Source organism: Bacillus sp. SJ-10, from assembly GCF_002843505.1.
Lineage (GTDB): Bacteria > Bacillota > Bacilli > Bacillales > Bacillaceae > Bacillus > Bacillus velezensis.
The window spans coordinates 946,756-968,918 of the sequence record NZ_CP025258.1 but is presented as its reverse complement, the minus strand read 5'-3'; the positions used below and the strand labels follow the sequence as shown (position 1 = coordinate 968,918).

The window sequence follows — 22,163 nt, the reverse complement described above, 5'->3', positions numbered from 1 at the left end:
GCCTTCCGTATTGTGATCGGGAGAAAATCTAACTATAATGAGATATAAAACACTGATGGAGGCCATTGATATGTCAATGCACAAAGCACTTACTATTGCCGGTTCTGATTCCAGCGGCGGCGCGGGAATTCAGGCCGATTTAAAAACATTTCAAGAAAAAAACGTATACGGAATGACGGCTTTGACCGTGATCGTAGCGATGGACCCGGAGAACAGCTGGGATCATCAAGTATTTCCGATCGATGCCGATACGATTCGCGCACAGCTGGCGACGATTGTTGACGGAATCGGCGTAGACGCCATGAAAACGGGAATGCTCCCTACCGTGGAGATCATAGAGCTTGCGGCGAAAACGATTAAAGAAAAACAGCTGAAGAATGTCGTTATCGATCCTGTCATGGTCTGCAAAGGAGCGAACGAAGTGCTGTATCCGGAGCATGCCGAAGCGCTTCGCACCCAATTGGCGCCGCTGGCAACCGTCATCACGCCCAACCTGTTTGAAGCAAGCCAGCTGAGCGGTATGGATGAATTAAAAACGGTGGAAGACATGAAAGAAGCGGCCAAGAAAATTCACGAACTCGGCGCGAAATATGTATTGATTACAGGCGGAGGCAAATTGAAACATGAAAAAGCGATCGACGTGCTGTATGACGGAGAAACCGCGGAAGTATTAGAAAGCGAAATGATTGATACACCTTACACGCACGGAGCCGGATGCACATTCTCCGCCGCCGTGACGGCAGAACTGGCCAAAGGCGCTGAAGTGAAGGAAGCCATCTATGCGGCAAAAGAATTTATCACCGCGGCAATCAAAGAATCCTTCCCGCTGAACCAATACATCGGACCGACTAAACATTCGGCGATGCGTCTTAGCGGAAAATAAAATAAATATCCCCCTCATGATCGAGGGGGATTATTTCATTTTTTTCGCGGATGACCGCAAAAACATCTCAATCGATTGCACAAACAGCGCATATTCCTTCATCTGTTCATATGTATGCATCAGCCGAGCACTCCATTCATTGTGCGGCTCAGCCCTCTTGAGCATGCGATTCAGCTGAAGCAATACTTCTTTATATTCTTCCCGCTTATCTTCCACTTGCTCTGCGGCTTTGACAAGTAAACATTTCGGCGTCATCTTCTGATTTTTCAAAACTGAGAAAACAACTCCTTTTATTCCTGGAATCATAGTCTTTCGTTTGAAGAATAGCACAGATGGCATAGGTTTCACATAAGAAAAAAGAACGATTTTCTACAAAAGTGTCCAAATTGAGCCATTTATTTCCGTTTTTCCTACCGAAGTGACGGTTACGTCATCATTTCCCGGGAAAGGAAAATATCTGGCGCTGAAAACCTCTTCTCCATCATTCAAAAACAATTCGATGGAGGATGCATCCAGAAAGAGCTGCACGGAATGCACCTCGCTGATGGCGCAGCTTCTCTTTTCTTTTTCTTCTCCGCTGAAAGCGGTGCGCTCCAGCACAGCCAGCCCCTCTTCCTGATGAAATATAAACCGGGCCGCGCCCCGAATTGAGATTTCAAAACCGGATTCGCAAGTGATGTCTTCCAGCAGCACTTCAGCCCGGGACGCATCTTTCACCGGCAGGCTTACAGACGAGCACTCCAATTGAAGACGGCGCTTTTGCTCATCCGTGCGGCGCGATTTCATTTCCGGAAGCGGACGCTGTATGATTCTGCCGTTGGACAGTGACAGCTGTCTCGGCATCGTTAAGCAGTGAATCCAGTGATACGCATGTGTCGGATGTTTGTCCTCATGCTGATCCGGAACGCCCATCCAAGCGAACAGAATTCTCCGTCCCTTATCATCTTCCAGCGTCTGCGCCGCGTAAAAATCAAATCCTCTGTCAAGCTCCGTAAATTCACCGTGCTTAAATTCTGGCGGCTCTGTATGAAACCTGCCGAGGAAATAGCCCGCCTGGTGGCTGTTATGATATTTTATCCCGGCGGCTTCAAGCCCCTGCGGACATACGAGCAGCACGTCGGTTCCGTCAAGGGAAAACACGTCGGGACATTCCCACATATAGCCGAATGACCCGAGACCGCCGGATTCCGCCCCCGCAATCGCACCGAGAAACGTCCAATCCATCAAGTTCTCCGATGTGAACAACACAGCGCTTCCGGTGAGCTTTTCTGTCTGCGCGCCGAGCACCATGTAATACGCTCCGTCTTTCTTCCATACCTTCGGATCACGGAAATGAGCGGTATAGCCTTCCGGGAGACGCGCGACGACTCCTTTTTTTTCAAATACGATCCCGTCTTCGGATACGGCGAGGCATTGGTACGTTTCCCGATTGCCTTCTCCGTCACGGACATTGCCTGTGTACATTAGGCAGAGGCGCCCGTCTTTTTCGATGGCGCTTCCGGAATAACAGCCGTTTTTGTCATACCACTCACCCGGCGCAAGCGCGATTTCTTCCTCTTTCCAATTAACGAAATCCTTCGTCGTCACATGCGCCCAAAATTTCGCGCCGTGCCCCGTATGAAATGGCTGCCATTGAAAAAACAAGTGATATACGCCGTTCCATTGGATCACGCCGTTCGGATCATTTAAAAGCCCGACCGGCGGCATAATATGATAGTTCTGGCGGTATGGATCTGACGCGGCTGTTTCTTGCCGCTTCTTTTTCGCTTCCTCAGCCTGCAGGCGCAGCTCTTGATCCGGTGTCCTCATTTGACGGCCTCCTTTTCTTTAGCTCCCATAATGTAAGCGGCAATAAACGCTGAGACAGAGGCGATGCCCATTCCGATCAGATAGTTTATAAGATTTCCTAAACCGAGCGGAGCCGTGATGGCAATCATCGGAATTCCGGTCAGACCGTAGGCATTGGCGGCGACACCGGTCACCACGACATAGGCTCCGCCCAGCGCTCCGCCGATCATTCCCGCGATAAACGGCTTGCGGTATCTTAGGTTCACACCGAAAATGACTGGTTCGGTTACGCCGAGAAAAGCGGAAAATGCGGCAGGCAAAGCGATTTCTTTCATTTTCGCTTTTTTCGTCAGGAAAAATACAGCCAGTCCCGCCGCGCCCTGAGCGACATTCGCCATCGACCAGATAGGAAGGATATAGTTTCTGCCCAAATCAGCGATGAGGCCGGCCTCAATCGCATGAAAGCTGTGATGCACACCGGTAAGCACAATAAGCGGATAAAGACCTCCGAAAAGCAGTCCGGCAACAATGCCCGCATGATCATACACATACGTCAGCGAGACGGTAATGCCTGATCCGATCGCCCTGCCAAGCGGACCGATTGCGATAAAGGTGATAAATCCCGTGACAATCACCGTGACAAACGGCGTGACCAATAAATCGAATGCGTGAGGCACAATTTTTCTCGTGCCCTTTTCCACTTTGCTCATAATGTAAACGGCTAACAGTACGGGGATGACCGTCCCTTGGTAGCCGAGCAGCGCAATGTCGAAGCCGAAGAGCTGCATAAAATCAGGCGGTACATCCGCAAGCCCCCACGGATTCAAAAGCGCCGGATGGATCATAATTCCCCCGAGCACGGCACCGAGAAAGGCATTACCGCCAAATTCCTTCGCCGCGCTGAACCCGATGAATACGGGCAGGAAGATAAACGCCGCGCTTGAAAACATGTCTAGAAGCTTAAACAGCGATGATTGTTCAGACACCCAGTGAAAAGCCTTCATCATGCCGAGCAGCCCCATTAAAAGTCCGCTTGCCACGATAGCCGGAATGATGGGAACGAATATGTTAGACAGTGTTTTCGCAAATCTTGCGGCCGGATTCAGCTTTTTTTTCGCTGCGTCCTGATGTGTCTCACGATCCTCCCGCTCCAAATCAGCTTCTTTTGAAAAAGCGTCATACACTTTATTCACGAGGCCGGTGCCGAATATAATCTGATATTGCCCCGAGCTGCTGAAAGCCCCTTTTACTCCTTCTGTCTCTTCAATGCCGGCCTGGCTGATCTTCTGTTCATCTTGAATGACGAGCCTGAGCCGTGTGGCGCAATGTGTCGCGCTGATGATATTTGATTTCCCTCCGATGTGTTTGATAAGCTGTTTTGCCGTTTCTTGATAATTCATTATGTATCCCCCTTTCTAAAATCAAAAAAGACCTAAAATTCGCCAACGAAAAAGGTCAGCATGATCCCTTTTTCATGTACGCAAATTTTAGGTCTTGCCTGCATTACCAGTCACAATCCCGCCGGATTCAGTTTTTTTAATGCGCTTTCATTCTATTCCATGATAGCGCTTTCGTCAATATGTTTTCAAAAAAAAAGTCTGTTTCTCGAAACAGACGCGTTATTCCGGGTTTTTTTGCAGACGCTGGACATGCAGCGTGATATAGCCGGCCTCGGATTCCGGCAGTTCCAAATCATATTCAGTTTTTAAAAACGCCGCCAGTTCAAGCGCACACCGATAAGCAAACGGATACTTTTTTTGGATGAAATAAAGCATCTCCTCGTCCATGGAATGGAGTGCTTCATTTGAGTCCAACCGGCTGACCGCATACCGCAAGTGCGTGACGAGGCGCTGATAGGAAATACTGTCTTCATCCACCTTCTGTTCGAAAAAGGATTCGATCTTTTCGATCATTTCTTTGATCATGGTTGTATGCTTCATCGCCGAATACATGCTTTTGGCATCCGCCTTGGCAGTGTGGATATGAAGCGCGATATACCCCGCTTCATCATCAGGCAATGATATACCGAGGGTTTGTTTCACGTGTTCAACCGCCCAGCGGCCGATCTCATATTCTTTTTTATAAAGCGCCTTAATTTCATGAAGCAATCGGTTATGCACCTGAAGGCCGTTTTGAATCCTTTCGATCGCAAAGGATAAATGGTCCGCCAGCGCAATGTGGATGTGATCGTTCAAAGGTGCCGCAAGCTCTCCCTCCGCATGGCTGATGATATCTTCAGCCGCCTCTATATGCTCTTCGGGAAGCGTTTCTAACACTTGTTTGAACTTTTCATTTTCGTCGTGCACGACAAATATTTTTTCAATTTTATGCTTTTGAATCACATCATTTTTTCTCTTTTGAAAAGCGATTCCGGGACCCATTACGATCTTTTCCCGTCCGTCTTCTTTTATTAACGCCGCATTGTTGTTTAATACTTTGTCTATTCTCAAGAGGTTCGCTCCCGTTCATATGTTTAGTGGGATTGTACCCTCTTTTTCATATGATGTAAAGGTGCCGGACCCGCGCGCTCCCGTTTCGGCAATTCTTTGCGGACAGGCATCCATCGGTTTTTATCCAGCCTGCCGCGGGCCGATTTCGTTTCATCGGTCAAATCCGCCGATCGGACACGGCTCACAAACGAAAAAACCCCAGCCGTCCGCTTCGCTTTCTTATGATAAGCCGCTTGGTTTCCGTACACGGCGGCTAATGGATATCTTCCGTTACCCGGCGCCATCCAGTTCATCAGAAAGACCATCCACACCCGTAAAGATACTAGCAAACGTTTCATTGCAAATCATCCCTCCGCTTCTTTTTGACAGACAGCTTGTTCGCAGGCCTGTTTTTCTCTCCGCTTTAACGGAAAAGGCGGCCGATCCTTCTCCGCTAAAAACTAGCGGGTCTAGCAACCCTATGACTCTATGATAGACGCGGCCGGGCGAATAGTTTGTCACAATATGAGTGAAAAAACAAACTAGTTTTCAGAAGTTTTGTTGAAAGCTGATGGAAATGACCTGAAAAATGGAAAAGCCGATAAAAAAGTTATACACACCTTATCCCTTGGTTAAGCACAGCTTAAACACAGTGTATATCCACATATCCACAAACTCGATCTATATTTTGTATAGGAACATTCGTTCCCAACAATATATATACACAAATTTATTCAGTTATACACAGAATTCTGTGTATAACTCCCTCCTTATTCACAGACCAATTTCCATAAATGAGTCATATGTCACAAGGATTATTTTGAATTTTCAAGAAATATATACTAGATTTCTAATTTAGATAAAGAAAAAGGGGGAAACACGATTGAAAAAAGGAATCATCCGTTATCTGCTTCCGGCTTTTGTCTTATCCTTTACCTTATCCACAAGTTCACAGGCTGCGCCGGCTTCAAAACCGCAAACTCCTGATCTTGAGAAGGCTGAGGTGTTCGGTGACATTGATATGACCACCGGCAAACAAACGACAGTCATCGTGGAGCTGAAGGAAAAGTCACTGGCGGAAGCAAAGGAACTCGGCAAAGCACAGACAAAAAGCAAGCTGAAAAGCGAACGCTCAAAAGTGAAAAAGAAAGCGCTCAAAACCATTAAACACGGAAAAATCAACAGGGAATATGAGCAAGTGTTTTCCGGCTTCTCCATGAAACTCCCGGCAAATGAAATCCCCAAACTGCTGAGTGATCAGGATGTCAAAGCGGTTTATCCGAATGTCACCTATCATACCGATCAGCTCAAAGATAAAGACATCACCCTATCTAAGGATGCCGTGTCTCCGCAGATGGATGACAGCGCGCCTTATATAGGGGCAAATGACGCGTGGAAGCTCGGCTATACGGGTAAAGGCGTCAAGGTTGCCATTATTGATACCGGTGTCGAATATAAACACCCTGACTTAAAGAAAAATTTCGGACAATATAAAGGATACGATTTTGTGGATAACGACTACGATCCTGAAGAAACGCCGTCCGGTGATCCGAGAGGCGCGTCGACTGACCACGGAACCCATGTCGCGGGCACGGTAGCGGCAAACGGAACGATTAAAGGCGTCGCACCCGATGCTACACTCCTTGCCTACCGTGTGCTCGGTCCGGGCGGAAGCGGAACAACGGAGAACGTCATCGCCGGCATCGAACGCGCCGTACAGGACGGAGCGGATGTCATGAACCTTTCTCTCGGCAATTCTGTGAATAACCCAGACTGGGCGACAAGCACGGCGCTTGACTGGGCGATGTCAGAAGGCGTCACGGCCGTTACATCAAACGGAAACAGCGGGCCGAACAATTGGACCGTCGGCTCTCCGGGAACGTCCAGAGAAGCCATCTCCGTCGGAGCGACCCAGCTGCCGCTGAACGAGTACGCCGTCTCCTTCGGTTCCTATTCCTCAGCTAAAGTAATGGGCTACAACAAAGAAGATGACATAAAAGCACTGAATAAAAAAGAAACAGAGCTCATAGAGGCGGGTATCGGCGAGCAAAAGGATTTTGAAGGCAAAGATATGAAAGGAAAAGTCGCTGTCGTCAAACGGGGCAGCATCGCCTTTGTGGATAAAGCCGACAACGCCAAAAAAGCGGGCGCGATCGGTATGGTTGTGTATAACAATGCCCCGGGAGAAATTGAAGCCAACGTACCGGGCATGTCAGTGCCGACGATTAAGCTTTCATCAGAAGACGGCGAAAAACTCGTCAGCCAATTAAAAGCGGGCGGCACAAAAGCGACATTCAATTTATCCGTGGCTAAATCGCTCACTGAACAAATGGCAGACTTTTCGTCACGCGGTCCGGTTATGGACACGTGGATGATTAAACCTGACGTCTCCGCTCCCGGCGTAAACATCGTCAGCACCATTCCGACCCATGATCCGGCCGACCCGTACGGCTACGGATCGAAGCAGGGAACGAGCATGGCTTCCCCGCATGTAGCCGGCGCAGCTGCCGTCATCAAGCAGGCCAAACCGAAATGGAGCCCGGAACAAATAAAAGCCGCTCTCATGAACACGGCGGAAACCTTAACGGACGCGGACGGTGACGTATACCCGCATAATGCGCAAGGCGCCGGAAGCATCAGAATCATGAAGGCGATCAAAGCAGACTCCCTTGTCGCCCCGGGAAGTTATTCTTACGGAACGTTTATGAAAGACAAAGGCAATGAAACGAAAAAAGAAACCTTTACGATTGAAAACCAATCGTCCATCAGAAAATCATATCAGCTCGAGTACTCTTTCGACGGCACGGGCATTACCGTTTCGGGCACAGACCGGGTCGTGATCCCCGCTCATCAAACCGGAAAGGTCAAGGCGAAAGTAAAGGTCAATGCCAAAAAAGTAAAGGCAGGCACCTATGAGGGAACCGTCACAGTGCGTGAAGGCGGAAAAACAGTCGCAAAAGTGCCGACACTGCTGATTGTAAAAGAGCCGGATTATCCGCGCGTGACGTCAATCGACGTGCAGGACGGCACAACGCAGGGAACCTACCAAATTGAAACCTATCTTCCGGCGGGAGCCGAAGAGCTTGCCTTCCTTGTATATGACAGCAATCTTGACTTTGTCGGCCAAGCCGGCATCTACAAAAAGCAGGATAAAGGCTATCAATATTTCGACTGGAACGGCAAAGTCAATGGTGACACCGCACTGCCGGCAGGAGAATATTATATGCTGGCCTATGCCGCGAACAAAGGGAAATCAAGCCAGGTGCTGACTGAAAAACCTTTTATCATCGAATAACCGAACAACCCTGCTGGAGCATCAGCAGGGTTTCTTTCTGATCATTCGGCAAAAGCTTCTCGAAGCAGGCGGTATGACTGAAGTTTATCTTCAAAATGATGAGTAATGGTTACAGCCATCACTTCTTCTGTTCCGTATGCTTTACTGAGAGCCAGAATCTGTTCTTTCACTTGCAGCTTCGTTCCGATGATCATTCGATTCCGATTATCGGCAATTCGTCTTTGTTCATACGGTGTATACGTATTGCCGCGGACGATTTCGTAAGACGGTACGCCGTGAAGCGGAATCCCCTGTTCACCCGCAAGCAGCGTATAATCCATGACAGCCGCGAGTTCCTCCGCTTTCTCCTCCGTGTCGGCGCACAGCACAAACACAGCCACGGCCGTTTTTGGTTCTTTTCCTAATGCGGAAGGTTTAAATCTGCGCTTATATTGTGCTGTCGTGCTTTCTCCGCCTTCTCCATTAATAAAGTGAGCAAACATATAGCCTGCTCCCGTTTCTGCGCTCAGAAGCGCGCTTTCCCCCGATGAACCGAGAAGCCAGACTTCCGGCGCCGTCTTAATAAGGGGTGATGCGGTCAGATTCGGAAAACGGTGATTGTCATCAGCTGCATCATGCAAATACATCGCCAGCTCACGAATCTGCTGCGGATATTGATCAGCATTCCGCTTCCCGCCGTCATTCAGCGCCCATGATGCGATCGGCATTCCGCCCGGCGCTCTCCCTAATCCGAGATCGATTCTGCCCGGCGTCAAACCTTCAAGCACGCGGAAATTCTCCGCCACCTTATATGCGCTGTAATGCGGAAGCATGACACCGCCTGATCCTACACGAATCTCATTCGTTTTCGCCGCAATATGGCTGATCAGCACTTCAGGGCTTGAACCCGCCAACCGCTCTGAAAAATGATGCTCTGACACCCAAAACCTCTTATATCCGAGCTTTTCCGCCTCCTGCGCCAGTCTTACTGTATTCCGCAGCGCGCTTTCCGCGGAACTCCCTTCTGATACAGGAGATTGATCTAATATGCTTAATGAAATCATCACTGTCACCTCCTCAACATCGTACCACTGCTAAGCCGTTTTTTCTTTCTGTATGCTTATAAGCATCCCTGATGATAAACATTTATATACCTTGTTCCATTTTGTCGAAATATGTTACACGTGAAACATAAAAAAACCTCTCCCGGTCGGGAGAGGTTTTTTCTTAATTCTTTTGAAAACCTTTATCTTTTACATATTGATTTAAATAGGTTCTCGGTTTTTGTTTCATGAACTGCAGGATTTGATCAGACCACGTTTCAACCCGCTTGCCGTTTGTCCGTTTATCATAATAAGCGGAAATGGTTTCATCATATTCCTTCATATAACTGCGGAAGTGTTCTTCATTCGTATCGTACGTGTTTTCATGATATACGGCTTGTTTCGGCAGGCGCGGCTTTTGACCGGACGGATGAGCGGGATGACCGACTACCAAGCCGAACAGCGGCAGCACATGGTCAGGTGTTCCAAGCACTTCTGTCACCTGATCAAGTTCATTTCGAATGCCTCCGATATAACAAATGCCAAGTCCCATTGATTCCGCGGCAACACTTACGTTTTGTGCGGCAAGTGCGGCATCAATGACGCTGACCATAAACATTTCCGTATTCTCAAGAAGCTCGGTAATGTTTTCACCTTTTTCCTCAGCAAGTTTTTTATGACGGTACAAATCAGCGCAAAACACAAACAAGTGCCCGTTATTTTCGACGTAAGGCTGGTTTCCGGCCAGTGCCGCCAGCTTCCGCTTTTTCTCTTTATCGGTTACACCGATGATGGAGTAAGCCTGCACGTAACTGGACGTTGACGCCGCCTGGGCGCTTTTCACTAATGTATCTATCTCTTCTGCTGTCAGAAGCTCGTCAGTAAATGATCGGATCGACCGATGATTAAGTATGGTTTCGATGGTATTGTTCATATAAAAGCCTCCTTCTTTATATATCATATCCGAAAGGGAATCATGTCAAAAGCGAAATGCTCTAAACAAAAAAAGACAGCCCGAAAAACGAGCCGTCTCACATTAAGAATTGAACAAGTAGCTTTTATATTTCGTCAGCTGCACACTTGCGTTATATACGATCCCGAAGCTGATTAATGTAGAAAGCACCGAGCTCCCCCCATAACTGACAAACAGCAGCGGAATACCGGTAACCGGCATAATGCCGATATTCATCCCGATATTCTGGAAGGTGTGAATCACGATAAGTGCAGTAAATCCTACGCAAAAAAACGCTCCAAATCGGTTAAACGCATGCAAGCGGTCAATCAGCACCACAAGTCTGTAAATTAAAAAGAAAAACATGACAACCGCAATGGCGCAGCCTAAAAATCCAAAACTTTCACCCAAAATCGCAAAGATAAAGTCGGTCTGTCCCTCAGGTACGTACACCTTCAGATTATGAACGCCGTTTCCGGTAATGCCGCCCGATCCGATCGCCATAACGGCCTGATCCACCTGCCAGCTTTTATCGCTCTCTGCCTGAGTCGTTGCCGCACTGGAGTCAGACATCCACGATGTAATCCGGTTAATTTGATAATCCGCGATGCCGATTGAATTCGCCACATGGGGAAATTCAATCACGAGAACTAAGAAAAGGCCAAGCACAAGCGCGGCCGAACCGCCGATGATGGTGATCAGCTTCCAGTTTACACCCGACATAAACACCATCACCATAACGATAAACAGACAGATCGCACCCGTTCCGGCATCCTGCAAAACGATCAGCCCGAGCGGAATGACCGTCCATGCCGCAATTTTCAAGAGCAGATTCACATCTTCCCGAAGTGATCTTTGATCCTTCGGGCCCGCCTTCGATATAATGGACGCGACCATCATCATAATTCCTATTTTCGTAAACTCAGAGGGCTGGAGGGTAAAGTTTCCGATTTGAAACCAGCTCTTCGCTCCGTTTTTAATCGGCGCGATGGATTCCGGCGCCACACGCAAAAGGAGCAGTGACAGCACGCCGGCAATCAATACGTACAGACTCAGTTTCTCAAGCTGCTCTAAATCAAAGTACAGCAATAATCCGATGAATCCCGCACCTATAACATAGAAGACAATCTGTTTCATCCAGGCACTGCCTCCGTACTGCCCGAACTGTCCGGCCGCATAAATCGCCGCAACACTAATTATTAAAAACACACCAAATATAAAAATCAAATCCCCCTGATAATAGGGATTTTGCTGTTTCTTATATCGACTCATTCTATCCCGCCTTACATTTTCATCGGAAGTCACTATTGTTTATTATACATGAACACAGTTCAAGAAAACATGATGAGGTTGCTTCCTTTTTATTTTTTACGGTTTGGGGACTACACGACATATGACGTGTCAGAAAAGGAAATGTTTCGGTCATGATGAAACTTTTCCGATAAAAAACCCCTTCTCATCAGAAAAGGGGTTTCAGCTTATGTTTAACGTCATAAACAAGCTGTTCGGGTTCTCTTTATAATGTGCAAACGGATCACAATATTGAAACCCGGCTTTTTCATACAGGCGTCTGGCGGGGAGAAAAGCCTCCATAGAACCGGTTTCTAAGCTGATCCGCTGATAGCCCCGCCGCCTTGCTTCTTCAAGCATATGGCGGAGGATCCGGTTGGCTGCGCCTTTTCTGACATGATGCGGAGAGGTTTTCATTGATTTGATCTCACCGTGCCGGCTGTTTAGCTCCTTTAAGGCACCGCAGCCGAGCAGGATGCCGTTTTCCCTCGCACTCCAAAACGTAACGTCAGGCTGACGCAGCCGGTCCGCATTGAGCGCATGTATACTTTCCGGAGGAGAATGCATGGTCATGCTCTTCAGATGATCCTGCAAAAGCGCAATGACATCCGGTGCTGTGACATCTTCTTTCCTTACGTCCACTTCAAACCACCCTTGCTGTGCATGTTTCTTTGACCATAGCAAAGGTTCACAGCCTGCGCCATTCCATTGTCCGGAAATGTGACAGGGTATTTGGCCTTTCCGGTTTCTTGTACCTATCCAAAAATGAGGCAATAGTTGCAATACATTTCTCGAAAAAGCGGTATCAAAAATTGGAAAACATGGTATAATAATTGTAACAAAATGTTCAAAAAACGACCACAAAACAGACACATTTTATTCTCTGTATTTCATTTTGGAAACGCTCCCATAAAATGAAAGGAGACATGTAAGATGGACATGTTTTTTGCTTATTTACTGGTCGCAAGCGCAACACCCCTCTTTATCTGGCTGGATAACAAAAAAGTCGCTCTTTCGGCCATACCGCCAATTATTCTCATGTGGGTTTTCTTCTACTTTTACGCAACCAGCAGCCTATCCCCTCTCGGCCACACACTCATGATCATCCTGTTTGCCGCCAACGTCATCGTTGCCCATATCGCCGCCTTTATCATTTACGGCCTTCCGCGCCTGCGCCGGAGAAGAAGCCAATAAAGGCACAAAAAACCCTCTTCGCATAGACGAAGAGGGTTTCTTTTTATTCCTGATGTTCGGAATGTTGCTTCGCACCGCCAGGAGGGTTTCCATCCATATGGTCACCGTGATGGTAGTGCGCCGCAAAGATCCAGATGGAACCAAGGATGATAACAATCGCTCCGAAAAATCCGAAGAGCGTGTTTCCGACTTGAATTCCGCCGTTTTCGCTTTCTGTCATGTGCATGAACATGAGAAGCTGAAGACCGGCTTGGATAAATGCGAATCCGAAAATGATCCAGAGTTTTGCTGATGGGCTTAATTCCGTATATACCGCAACCCAAAGGGCCAGCAGGGTCAGAATAATAGACAACGCAAAACCTACGATATGCTTCCACGGAAAGTGGCTGTGTTCAGCAGATTTGTTTGCCATATTATAGTCCCCCCAATCCGATGAGATAAACGCCTGTAAAGATGAAGATCCAAACAACGTCTAAGAAGTGCCAGTATAAACTTGAGATAAAGATTTTTGAAGACGTCTGCGGCGTTAATCCGCGTTTCTTCAATTGCAGTAAGATGCCGGCAATCCAGAAGATACCGATCGTTACGTGCGTTCCGTGCGTTCCCAGAAGGACGAAGAATCCAGACCAGAAAGCACTTGTACCGAGAGATGCTCCTTCATGTACATAGTGGATGAACTCGTTAAGCTCACATCCGACAAAGCCCGCGCCGAGAAGAAGCGTAATGATCGTCCAAATGACGACGCCTTTTAAACTTCCGCGACGCATTTCATGAACAGCGATCCCGCAGGTGAAACTGCTGATCAGAAGCAGGAATGTCATGATCATGACAAGCTTCACTTCAAATAATTCAGCCGGTAAGACTCCTCCTGCTGTTCTTCTTTGAAGAACGAAGAAGGTTGCAAATAGTGTTGAGAACAACACAATCTCTGCCCCTAAAAAGATCCAAAACCCGAGAATATTGAGTCTGCCGGTTTCAGATTGATATTCCATAGGCGCGTTAGAATTGCCGTGTTCTGCATGTTCCATAAATCACGCCTCCTTTATTCGGAAATCTTTCTTTCCGTCTCTTTTATTTCTTCAACAGGTATATAGTAGCCATTGTCATATTCAAATGAACGAAGCACCATGCAAAGCAGAATGCCGATCAAGCCGACAATGCCCATCCAGAACCATTCAAATACAAGTCCGAAGCCTGCAATACCGAACGCCACTGACATAATAAGCGGTCTTCCGGAGTTGTGCGGCATATGGATTTTCTTGAACTTGCTTTCCGGATGAATATCCGTTTTGTCTTCTTTCAATTGCAGGTACGCATCTTGAGATTTCACTTCAGGAAGCACCGCAAAGTTGTAATGCGGCGGAATCGCAGATGAAGTCGCCCACTCAAGCGTACGTCCCACGCCCCATGAATCTCCGCTGATCTCGCGAGTAGAGTAGCGGAAGCTGTAGTAGATGTTGTAGCAAAGGATTAAGAATCCGACACCCATCATGAAGGCTCCGACAGTTGAAATAAAGTTCAATGCAGTCCATCCGTCATTCGGTCCGTAAGTGTAAATACGGCGAGGCATACCTTGCAGCCCCAAGAAGTATTGAGGGAAGAAACATACATTAAATCCGATCATAAAGATCCAGAAGAACCATTTTCCGATTCTTTCGTTCAGCTTGTGGCCGAACATTTTCGGATACCAGAAAATAAAACCTGCGAAACATGCAAATACCGTACCCGCGATCAGCACATAGTGGAAGTGAGATACGAGGAAGTACGTATTATGGTATTGATAATCCGCTGCAGCCATCGCAAGCATAACCCCTGTTACCCCGCCGATAACGAAGTTCGGGATGAACGCAAGCGCCCACAGCATCGGTGTTGTAAAACTGATTCGGCCTTTATACATCGTAAAGAGCCAGTTAAAGATTTTAACCCCGGTCGGAACCGAAATCGCCATCGTTGTAATCGAGAAGAAAGAGTTAACAGACGCACTGTTCCCCATTGTGAAGAAGTGGTGAGTCCATACAAGGAAACTCAGGACGGAAATGGCGATAATTGAGCCGACCATCGCTTTGTAACCGAATAACTGCTTTCTTGCAAACGCTGAAATAATTTCAGAGAAAATACCGAATGCCGGTAAGATAACGATATATACTTCAGGGTGTCCCCAAATCCAGAACAAGTTAGCCCAAAGCATCGGCATACCGCCGGCTTCCAGCGTGAAAAAGTGAGCGCCGAACAAACGGTCAAATGATAACAGCGCCAATGCCACTGTCAAAACAGGGAAGGCGAATACGATAATAACCATTGTAATCAGCGTCGTCCATGTGAACATCGGCATACGCATCAGCGTCATGCCTTTCGTACGCATTTTCAGGATCGTCACCATAAAGTTGATACCCGTCATCAGCGTACCGATACCGGCAATCTGAAGACCGAGCAGGTAGAAGTTCTCACCAGGCCCGGGACTCATGTCGTTGCTTGCCAGCGGCATGTAACTCGTCCAGCCTGCGTTCGGAGAACCTCCGATAACGAAAGAAATATTGAAAAGCATCGCACCTACGAAGAACGTCCAGAAACTCAGGTTGTTCAAGTAAGGGAATGCTACGTCGCGCGCACCGATCTGCAAAGGTACGACAACGTTGATCAGACCGATTAAAAACGGCATCGCCATGAAGATAATCATGATCGTACCGTGAGTCGTAAAGATCTCATTATAGTGGTTTGAGTCTAAAAAACTGTTATTAGGAAGCGCTAACTGGGCGCGCATCATCAAGCCGTCGACCCCGCCGCGGAACAGCATGATAACAGCAGAGATAATGTACATGATTCCAAGTTTCTTATGGTCTACAGACGTAAGCCATTCAGACCAGAGCCATTTCCACTTTTTGAAGTATGTGAGTACAACGATGATAGCAATAGTGGAAAGCGCAATGGAAACTTGTGCGCCCAGAATTAATGGGTCACCTGTTACAAAAAATTCATCCCATCTCAATTTCATTCGGGCTTCCTCCTTTCTTGTTCAATTTCAATCTTGTTTATCGTCGGATACTTTAAATTCGTTTTTCTTTACATTTTCCCACGGATCTGTTTTAGAGTGCGGTGATACGGCTTTGTAGCCAAGGCGTTTGCGCGCCTCCATCGCATATTCGGCATCTTGGCCGTGGTCAACGTATTTTAAGTGTGTAGAAGAGAACGTTAATTTTCCGACATTCTCCGGAAGCATCAGTTCGTCATACTTCTCTTTCGTCAGCTTTGGAGAATCGCTTTGGGCTTTTTTCACCCAGCTGTTAAAGTCTTTTTGCGTAACAGCTTTTACGTTGAATTTCTGGTCGGCAAAGTGTTCGCCGGTGAAGTTCGCGTTGCGGCCTTCATATGTTCCCACTTTGTCAGCCTGTAAGTATTGATCCATCAGCATTCCCGCCATCGCGTATTTTTGTCCCCCAAGCTGAGGAATCCATAGCGATGCCATTGAATCGGCTGAAGAAATTTTAAATAAAACCGGACGGTCTACAGGAATGTTCAGGTAGTTAACCGTCTCAATATCCTGCTCTGGGTAGCTGAATACCCATTTCCAGTCTACCGAAGTAGCATAAACAACAAGAGGCTCTTTATCCTTTGTCGCTTCAGGCGCTTTTTCTAACGAATATATCGTCTGTACGGTAGGCACAGAAAGTGCAATAACAATTAAAATTGGGATCACTGTCCAGACTACTTCTAAGAACGTGTTGCCGTGCATCTCGGGCTTGTAATTTCCGCTGTCTTTGCCTTTGCGGTCGCGGTATTTCACTAAAATGATTGTAAATAGTACGAATACGACGCCGACAATGAACAGCATAAATCCGATTGACAAGAGAATCAGATCTTTCTGCTGGTCTGCTACAGGTCCTTTCGGATCTAAAACGGAAATGTCGCTGCATCCGCCCAGTACGAAAACAACAGCCAACATCGCTAATAAAAGTAACGGTTTAAATGCTCTGAACAAGAAGATCACCATCCTTCCTATTGATGTAGTGAATCTGAAATGTACTTTCTCAAAATCTTTTCTCTATCTACCTTGTTATGCTATCAAAATCTGCCCTTATTAGCTTTATTTTTTTCTAAAGTTCATCTTTTTTTCGACCTAATGTCACAAAATCGTCAAAAAATGCATGAACTTTTTCCACTTGCGCAAATCAAACATAAAAAGTTTTAGATCATTTAGCATATATAGAGAAAAAAGATAGTGAGAACGAATAATACCAAATAAAGGTTTACCATAATAAAAATCGCTGGTCAACAAAAAGTTTCATTTTGTTAAACATTCTACAAAAGAAATATTTTTTCCTTCGCTCACACCTTTTCACACGGTTTCCATTTTAACGCAACGCATTGTGAAAAAAAAGACCGGAACGCGCCTTGAGTATGTTCATTATAAAAAACGCATTCATATGTTTAATATGGACAAAACGAAGGAAACATATAGGCATAAATAATAAAAAATAGGAAGTGATATTTATGAGTTTTATCGTATCTCTGATTGTCGCTATTATTATCGGCTGGATCGGAAGTTTATTTGTAAAAGGCAGTATGCCCGGAGGAATCATCGGGTCAATGATCGCCGGTCTGATCGGCGCATGGATCGGGCACGGACTGCTCGGCACATGGGGTCCTCACCTTGCCGGCTTTGCCATCATTCCGGCAATCATCGGAGCTGCGATCGTGGTATTCTTATTCAGCCTGATCGCCAGAAGCAGAGGATAAAAAAAAGCCTCGTCCCTTATGGGATGAGGCTTTTTTCCGGTAGAGCGCCCAAATGGCGGATAAACCGCCGGAAAGCCGCTCTGCCTTCTTCTGTCTGTTTAAAGACGCCGGCATGCTCCAGTATCCGCGCAAAGGCATGGCCGATTTCCTCTTTCAGAATCTGTTCCGCGTTTTCTTTCGTTATCTTCCGCTTATGCAGCACACTGAGCGCCCAATCTTTATGCTTTGCCGCAGAAGGGCCTGCCGTTAAGACCGCTTCCGGGTCCGGTGAGCACAGCGCTTCAGCCGTGTATTTCATTTCTTGTTCAAGGCGGCCCGGCAGAATCGCAAGCCCCATTACCTCAATCAGTCCGATATTTTCTTTTTTCAGGTGATGAACTTCCTGATGGGGATGAAAAATTCCCAGCGGATGCTCATCAGAGGTGCGGTTATTTCTGAGGACGAGATCTAATTCGAATAAACCGTTTCTCCGCCGGGCAATCGGCGTAATTGTATTGTGCGGTGTTTCTCCTGAAAAGGCGAGGAGATCAGCCGCCTCATCGGAATAACCGCGCCACGCCCGCAGGATGGCATCCGCCGCGCCGGAAAGCTCAGACGCGCTCCCGCTTTGCAGGCGGATGACCGACATCGGCCACTTCACAATTCCCAACATCGTTTTCGGATAGTCAGGCAGCCTGTACCGGCTTTCTGTCTCCGCCCGCGCCATCGGGAATTCATAATTGCCCCCCTGAAAATGGTCGTGGCTTAAAATACTGCCGCCGACAATCGGCAAGTCAGCATTGGAACCGAGAAAATAATGAGGATACTGGCTGACGAACGACAGCAGCCGGTCAAACGTTTTTTTGCTGATCTTCATCGGTTCGTGCCGGTCTTTCAAAACGATGCAATGCTCCCGGTAATACACATACGGAGAAAATTGCAGAAACCACTGCTCATCGCCAAGAATTACCGGAATGACACGAAGGTTTTGACGCGCCGGGTGATCCGGTCTCCCCTCGTACCCGACATTTTCTTTACAAAGAACACATCTCGGATAATCGGATTGAGGCTGCTCTTTGGCAGCGGCAATTGCTTTCGGATCTTTTTCCGGTTTTGAAAGGTTGATCGTGATGTCCAGCTTTCCGTAAGCCGTCTCAGCCGTCCACCCGACATTCCGCTGTATTCTGTCCGAACGGATATAATACATATCCTCTGAAAATCGGTAAAACGCCTTTGTCGCCTGCTCCGGCCCGTGCACCGCCTTTGTTTCTTCAAAACGACGGACAATCTCGGACGGCTGCGGGGCAAAGCAGCCCATGATCTTCGCGCTCAGCAGGTCGCGATAGGTGTCTGTACCGGCTGCAATCCGGCCCGTTTCTGCCGCCCATTCATAAATCGGGGCCAATATGTCCGGCAATGATGCCGCCGATTCATTTTCTTTCTGTTCTGAAACCTCCGGATGGGTGATATGCAAAGCTTCATATAAACGGTTTCTTGTATATTCAATATCAAGATAGGAAATCAGCTCTTTTTGCAATCCGTACCGGATTAAACGTTCCACGTGCCGCTCAATTGCCATCGTCATCCCCCTTTAGTTCTCTCGCTCCGGCTCCGACATCCGCCGTGTAAAAGTCAGCTTTTCTCCCTGTCTTCTCCTCATAGCGGGCCCCTGCCGTTTCAATAAAATCCGAAACCGCATCGTCCTTGACGATACTGACTGTACAGCCGCCGAAACCGGCTCCCGTCATCCTTGATCCGATCACCCCGCCGTGGCGCCAGGCCGCTTCAGCCAGTGTATCCAGCTCATGACTCGTCACCTCGTAATCATCGCGTAAAGAGAGATGCGAATCCCTCATTAATTCACCGATATGATGAAGCTGATTGTTACTGAACATGTCGGCGGCCTCTATTGTGCGGTGATTTTCATAGACGGCGTGTTTCGCCCGGCGTCTGTTCACTTCATTCTGAATCAGCTCCGCATGGGCGTCAAAAGCGGAAGGGGTCAGCTCTCCCAGTGATTGAACGGAAAGATGCTTCTGAAGATCACAAAGCGCTTCCCCGCACTCCTTGAGCCTCGTATTATAGCCTGAGTCTGCAAGCGTTCGTTTTTTATTGGTATTTGCAATAACGATCGACAGCCCCGACAGCCCGAGTTTTGTATATTCAAAGCTGAGCGTCCCGCAATTCAGCAGAATCGCATGATGTTTCTTTCCCATTCCGATGGCGAATTGATCCATCATTCCGCAGCTGACGCCGATAAAGGAATTTTCCGCCGTCTGAGCGAGCTTCACCAAGTCGAGCATATCCGCCTCAAGCTCATGGCATTCCTTGAGAATGACCGCCGTAACAAGTTCAATGGAAGCCGAAGATGACAGCCCCGCGCCGTTCGGGATGTTTCCCCAGAACACAATATCGAAGCCGTGCGGAAGGGAAAAACCGCTGCTGAGACATTCCGCCATGACCCCTTTCGGATAGTTGGCCCACCCGTCCTCTTTTTGATAGCGGATATCATCGAGACTGCATTCCTTTATGCCCGCTTCCTTAAAATGATGAGAGTACATTCTGACGAGCCTGTCCCCTCTCTCCCGGACAGCTGCATATGTACCGATCGTCAGCGCGCACGGAAAGACGTGGCCCCCGTTATAATCCGTATGCTCTCCGATGAGATTCACTCTGCCGGGCGCAAAGAAAATGCGCAGGTCCTCCGATTCCCCGAATACATCAGCAAACGCTTTCTTTATTTTGTGCTTCATACGCATCCCCTTTCACCATTACACTTTCCCCCGGGGCGCGGAAAGAAACCGTTATGACACGCCCTCTTCTTTCGCTTTTCTGAAGACAATCCACTTGCTGGCCGCATAGTTGACGACTACGATAATGACGTTATCGGCGATTTTCGCCAGCGTTTCGTTCATATGAAATTGACTGACCAGAAGAATCATCATGGCGAGATCGATGGCGAGAGACAATACCCGCACGCTGAAAAAGGCCGTCAATTCTTTCATCAGACTCCGCATCCCCGCGGTCTTTTGCTGAAATACATACAGTTTATTCGTGACATATGCAAATAGAACGGACAGAACCCAAGCAGCGACAGTCGCCGCCTTGTAATCCATCTCAAATGCCGACGTCAGAAAGTAAAAACTGACGATATTCACGATGGTCGTGAATATCCCCATAATGATATACATCATAATTTCTCTGTAACGCATGGCAGTTCCTCGCTTTCTGAAAGACTTTTCTAAACCTTTTGTCAAATCAAGAAGAACGTTACCCTGATTTTCTGCCGCTGACAAAAACATAAAGCGCGTCAAACATGCTGCGGAAAGTAACCGGCCTTCCCAGCACATTGGATTGCTTAATCATCCCGTCGATGAGCGCGCACATCATTTTAGCGGTATGCTCGGTATCTATATGGTCTTCTATTAAATTTCTCGATTTGAGCCAATTTATGTACATGGTGCTTTCTTCTATCCATAACTTATAAAGACGGATATAAGCTTCATATTCACTGACGACTTTGTAAGTAGGCATATGAACGGCAAAAGACACAACATTCCAGGCAGGCTTGCTGTTTACAAACCGCATCAACAGGCTGGCCGCGCTTGCCGCAGCTTCACAAAGCGTCAACGGCCGCGCGGTTTGCTTTTCTAATTCGTCGAGATAGCCGGTGATGATCCTTTTTTTAATCTGACGCCTGTCTAATAAATGCTTCAGAAAATCTTCCTTGCTTTCAAAATGAACGTAAAACGCGCCTTTGCTGAAACCCGCCGCTTTACTGATGTCATCGATTGAGACTGAATCGTAAGCTCTTTCAATCAGGAGATGAAGGCCTGCGTCAATAAAACTTTCAAATGTTTCTTCTCTCTTAATTTGAAATTTGTTTTTTTTCATTTTTTACCCCAGCTGTTTGATCATTCACTTTATCTTACACCGAATCATTCTTTTGCGGTATTTTTTATGCAAAAAGAATATGCTAGTCGACGCTTTGAGGGTATATGTTAATAGGTCATATGATTTATTTTTATTTGCATACTATCCAGTCAGTATTTATTTGTTTATTATTATATGTAAGAATTCTTGAAGGATTTTGGTTATTTCAGTCATTTTCTTAGGGAATAGGTAGGTGAATTCATCTTCAATTTGGGATTACCGGCCAACTATGTGTGATATTTGTTATACATTGGCTGCTGTAGCTGGGCAAATCAATTTTTCAATTGGAGGTTCTTATGAAAACTCATGTAATGAAAGATATAGATCAAGATTGGCAATTGTTAATTCAAGAGGCTAGAATCATGGGTTTGCACATTGACGATGTGAGGCGCTTCTTAAATACTGAAAAAGCGGTGAAGAAAAAAACACCAATGAAAAACACCATCCGCCAGCGGTAAGATTTACAGGCGGATCCTTTTACTATATGACCTGCCACAGTCCGCCCGCACCCGAGTTTTCAAAGGAACATCCGCAATAAGAGGGGAATCAGAGAACAAACCGTATACCGGACAACCATTCCCGTCCGCATTCCGCAATTGAACAGCCAAACATGGTGATATGAGATCCCCCGCTGCATATCTTGTGTATATGCCCATTTATGAGG

22 protein-coding genes are annotated in these 22,163 nt (G+C 47.1%); 5 read left to right on the top strand and 17 right to left on the bottom strand.

What is annotated here, in order from left to right:
• Positions 1-70: 70 nt before the first annotated feature.
• Positions 71-883: a bifunctional hydroxymethylpyrimidine kinase/phosphomethylpyrimidine kinase gene (locus CXL14_RS04920; protein WP_003150959.1), complete on the top strand. Its 813-nt coding sequence runs from the start codon at positions 71-73 to the stop codon at positions 881-883.
• 30 nt (positions 884-913) lie between these two features.
• On the opposite strand, the gene CXL14_RS04915 is transcribed toward CXL14_RS04920, so the two are convergent.
• From CXL14_RS04915 to CXL14_RS04895, 5 genes are all read right to left on the bottom strand, one after another.
• Positions 914-1,189: a hypothetical protein gene (locus tag CXL14_RS04915; protein ID WP_014721983.1), complete on the bottom strand. Its 276-nt coding sequence runs from the start codon at positions 1,187-1,189 to the stop codon at positions 914-916.
• 63 nt (positions 1,190-1,252) lie between these two features.
• A complete protein-coding gene (locus tag CXL14_RS04910) occupies positions 1,253-2,692 on the bottom strand; it encodes a sucrose-6-phosphate hydrolase (RefSeq protein ID WP_014419177.1) in 1,440 nt (479 codons plus the stop codon).
• Positions 2,689-4,071: a sucrose-specific PTS transporter subunit IIBC gene (locus tag CXL14_RS04905; protein WP_014419178.1), complete on the bottom strand. Its 1,383-nt coding sequence runs from the start codon at positions 4,069-4,071 to the stop codon at positions 2,689-2,691. The genes CXL14_RS04910 and CXL14_RS04905 overlap by 4 nt, the downstream gene beginning before the upstream one ends.
• Before the next feature lie 219 nt (positions 4,072-4,290).
• Positions 4,291-5,121, bottom strand: a complete 831-nt coding sequence (locus CXL14_RS04900; protein WP_014419179.1) for a PRD domain-containing protein — start codon at positions 5,119-5,121, stop codon at positions 4,291-4,293.
• 23 nt (positions 5,122-5,144) lie between these two features.
• Positions 5,145-5,459: a hypothetical protein gene (locus CXL14_RS04895; protein ID WP_089072470.1), complete on the bottom strand. Its 315-nt coding sequence runs from the start codon at positions 5,457-5,459 to the stop codon at positions 5,145-5,147.
• Between the two features lie 524 nt (positions 5,460-5,983).
• On the opposite strand from CXL14_RS04895, the gene CXL14_RS04890 reads away from it, so the two are divergent.
• On the top strand, positions 5,984-8,395 hold the full coding sequence (locus tag CXL14_RS04890; RefSeq protein WP_014419180.1) for a S8 family peptidase: 2,412 nt from the start codon (positions 5,984-5,986) through the stop codon (positions 8,393-8,395).
• Between the two features lie 41 nt (positions 8,396-8,436).
• On the opposite strand, the gene CXL14_RS04885 is transcribed toward CXL14_RS04890, so the two are convergent.
• From CXL14_RS04885 to CXL14_RS04870, 4 genes are all read right to left on the bottom strand, one after another.
• Positions 8,437-9,438, bottom strand: a complete 1,002-nt coding sequence (locus CXL14_RS04885; RefSeq protein WP_014419181.1) for an LLM class flavin-dependent oxidoreductase — start codon at positions 9,436-9,438, stop codon at positions 8,437-8,439.
• A gap of 163 nt (positions 9,439-9,601) precedes the next feature.
• Entirely contained in the window at positions 9,602-10,351 is a 750-nt protein-coding gene (gene nfsA / locus CXL14_RS04880; protein WP_007407708.1) for an oxygen-insensitive NADPH nitroreductase, read from the bottom strand.
• A 102-nt stretch (positions 10,352-10,453) separates the two neighbouring features.
• Positions 10,454-11,641: an FtsW/RodA/SpoVE family cell cycle protein gene (locus tag CXL14_RS04875; RefSeq protein WP_014419183.1), complete on the bottom strand. Its 1,188-nt coding sequence runs from the start codon at positions 11,639-11,641 to the stop codon at positions 10,454-10,456.
• A 201-nt stretch (positions 11,642-11,842) separates the two neighbouring features.
• Positions 11,843-12,301, bottom strand: coding sequence for a GNAT family N-acetyltransferase (locus CXL14_RS04870; protein ID WP_029972914.1), 459 nt, complete (start codon positions 12,299-12,301; stop codon positions 11,843-11,845).
• Between the two features lie 291 nt (positions 12,302-12,592).
• Between CXL14_RS04870 and ywcE the strand changes: the two genes are divergently transcribed.
• Positions 12,593-12,853, top strand: a complete 261-nt coding sequence (gene ywcE / locus CXL14_RS04865; RefSeq protein WP_007614574.1) for a spore morphogenesis/germination protein YwcE — start codon at positions 12,593-12,595, stop codon at positions 12,851-12,853.
• A gap of 43 nt (positions 12,854-12,896) precedes the next feature.
• Here the strand turns inward: ywcE and qoxD are convergent, their stop codons facing one another.
• Genes qoxD through qoxA form a run of 4 tightly spaced genes read right to left on the bottom strand, consistent with a single transcriptional unit; the run spans position 12,897 to position 16,838 of the window.
• Positions 12,897-13,265: a cytochrome aa3 quinol oxidase subunit IV gene (gene qoxD, locus CXL14_RS04860; protein ID WP_014419185.1), complete on the bottom strand. Its 369-nt coding sequence runs from the start codon at positions 13,263-13,265 to the stop codon at positions 12,897-12,899.
• A gap of 1 nt (position 13,266) precedes the next feature.
• Complete coding sequence (qoxC, locus tag CXL14_RS04855) at positions 13,267-13,881, bottom strand: cytochrome aa3 quinol oxidase subunit III (RefSeq protein WP_003150930.1); 615 nt, start codon at positions 13,879-13,881, stop codon at positions 13,267-13,269.
• 14 nt (positions 13,882-13,895) lie between these two features.
• Entirely contained in the window at positions 13,896-15,845 is a 1,950-nt protein-coding gene (gene qoxB / locus CXL14_RS04850; RefSeq protein ID WP_014419186.1) for a cytochrome aa3 quinol oxidase subunit I, read from the bottom strand.
• A 27-nt stretch (positions 15,846-15,872) separates the two neighbouring features.
• Positions 15,873-16,838, bottom strand: a complete 966-nt coding sequence (qoxA, locus tag CXL14_RS04845) for a cytochrome aa3 quinol oxidase subunit II (RefSeq protein WP_012118744.1) — start codon at positions 16,836-16,838, stop codon at positions 15,873-15,875.
• Between the two features lie 503 nt (positions 16,839-17,341).
• On the opposite strand from qoxA, the gene CXL14_RS04840 reads away from it, so the two are divergent.
• Complete coding sequence (locus tag CXL14_RS04840) at positions 17,342-17,587, top strand: GlsB/YeaQ/YmgE family stress response membrane protein (RefSeq protein WP_014419187.1); 246 nt, start codon at positions 17,342-17,344, stop codon at positions 17,585-17,587.
• A 16-nt stretch (positions 17,588-17,603) separates the two neighbouring features.
• Here CXL14_RS04840 and galT read toward each other — a convergent pair whose 3' ends face one another.
• From galT to CXL14_RS04820, 4 genes are all read right to left on the bottom strand, one after another.
• Entirely contained in the window at positions 17,604-19,145 is a 1,542-nt protein-coding gene (galT, locus tag CXL14_RS04835; RefSeq protein WP_014419188.1) for a UDP-glucose--hexose-1-phosphate uridylyltransferase, read from the bottom strand.
• Positions 19,135-20,319: a galactokinase gene (locus tag CXL14_RS04830; protein ID WP_022553959.1), complete on the bottom strand. Its 1,185-nt coding sequence runs from the start codon at positions 20,317-20,319 to the stop codon at positions 19,135-19,137. The genes galT and CXL14_RS04830 overlap by 11 nt, the downstream gene beginning before the upstream one ends.
• A 51-nt stretch (positions 20,320-20,370) precedes the next feature.
• Entirely contained in the window at positions 20,371-20,757 is a 387-nt protein-coding gene (locus CXL14_RS04825; RefSeq protein ID WP_042635745.1) for a GtrA family protein, read from the bottom strand.
• Between the two features lie 79 nt (positions 20,758-20,836).
• Entirely contained in the window at positions 20,837-21,460 is a 624-nt protein-coding gene (locus tag CXL14_RS04820) for a TetR/AcrR family transcriptional regulator (RefSeq protein ID WP_014419191.1), read from the bottom strand.
• A gap of 335 nt (positions 21,461-21,795) precedes the next feature.
• On the opposite strand from CXL14_RS04820, the gene CXL14_RS04815 reads away from it, so the two are divergent.
• On the top strand, positions 21,796-21,957 hold the full coding sequence (locus CXL14_RS04815; RefSeq protein WP_003150917.1) for an anti-repressor SinI family protein: 162 nt from the start codon (positions 21,796-21,798) through the stop codon (positions 21,955-21,957).
• The last annotated feature ends 206 nt before the right edge of the window (positions 21,958-22,163 follow it).

What these genes read in the sequence shown, in the direction of transcription:
- CXL14_RS04920 (WP_003150959.1), top strand. Translation starts at nt 71, where the DNA reads ATGTCAATGCACAAAGCACTTACTATTGCCGGTTCTGATTCCAGCGGC.
- CXL14_RS04915 (WP_014721983.1), bottom strand. Translation starts at nt 1,189, where the DNA reads ATGATTCCAGGAATAAAAGGAGTTGTTTTCTCAGTTTTGAAAAATCAG.
- CXL14_RS04910 (WP_014419177.1), bottom strand. Translation starts at nt 2,692, where the DNA reads ATGAGGACACCGGATCAAGAGCTGCGCCTGCAGGCTGAGGAAGCGAAA.
- CXL14_RS04905 (WP_014419178.1), bottom strand. Translation starts at nt 4,071, where the DNA reads ATGAATTATCAAGAAACGGCAAAACAGCTTATCAAACACATCGGAGGG.
- CXL14_RS04895 (WP_089072470.1), bottom strand. Translation starts at nt 5,459, where the DNA reads ATGAAACGTTTGCTAGTATCTTTACGGGTGTGGATGGTCTTTCTGATG.
- CXL14_RS04885 (WP_014419181.1), bottom strand. Translation starts at nt 9,438, where the DNA reads ATGATTTCATTAAGCATATTAGATCAATCTCCTGTATCAGAAGGGAGT.
- nfsA (WP_007407708.1), bottom strand. Translation starts at nt 10,351, where the DNA reads ATGAACAATACCATCGAAACCATACTTAATCATCGGTCGATCCGATCA.
- CXL14_RS04875 (WP_014419183.1), bottom strand. Translation starts at nt 11,641, where the DNA reads ATGAGTCGATATAAGAAACAGCAAAATCCCTATTATCAGGGGGATTTG.
- ywcE (WP_007614574.1), top strand. Translation starts at nt 12,593, where the DNA reads ATGGACATGTTTTTTGCTTATTTACTGGTCGCAAGCGCAACACCCCTC.
- qoxD (WP_014419185.1), bottom strand. Translation starts at nt 13,265, where the DNA reads ATGGCAAACAAATCTGCTGAACACAGCCACTTTCCGTGGAAGCATATC.
- qoxC (WP_003150930.1), bottom strand. Translation starts at nt 13,881, where the DNA reads ATGGAACATGCAGAACACGGCAATTCTAACGCGCCTATGGAATATCAA.
- qoxB (WP_014419186.1), bottom strand. Translation starts at nt 15,845, where the DNA reads ATGAAATTGAGATGGGATGAATTTTTTGTAACAGGTGACCCATTAATT.
- CXL14_RS04840 (WP_014419187.1), top strand. Translation starts at nt 17,342, where the DNA reads ATGAGTTTTATCGTATCTCTGATTGTCGCTATTATTATCGGCTGGATC.
- galT (WP_014419188.1), bottom strand. Translation starts at nt 19,145, where the DNA reads ATGGCAATTGAGCGGCACGTGGAACGTTTAATCCGGTACGGATTGCAA.
- CXL14_RS04830 (WP_022553959.1), bottom strand. Translation starts at nt 20,319, where the DNA reads ATGAAGCACAAAATAAAGAAAGCGTTTGCTGATGTATTCGGGGAATCG.
- CXL14_RS04825 (WP_042635745.1), bottom strand. Translation starts at nt 20,757, where the DNA reads ATGTATATCATTATGGGGATATTCACGACCATCGTGAATATCGTCAGT.
- CXL14_RS04820 (WP_014419191.1), bottom strand. Translation starts at nt 21,460, where the DNA reads ATGAAAAAAAACAAATTTCAAATTAAGAGAGAAGAAACATTTGAAAGT.
- CXL14_RS04815 (WP_003150917.1), top strand. Translation starts at nt 21,796, where the DNA reads ATGAAAACTCATGTAATGAAAGATATAGATCAAGATTGGCAATTGTTA.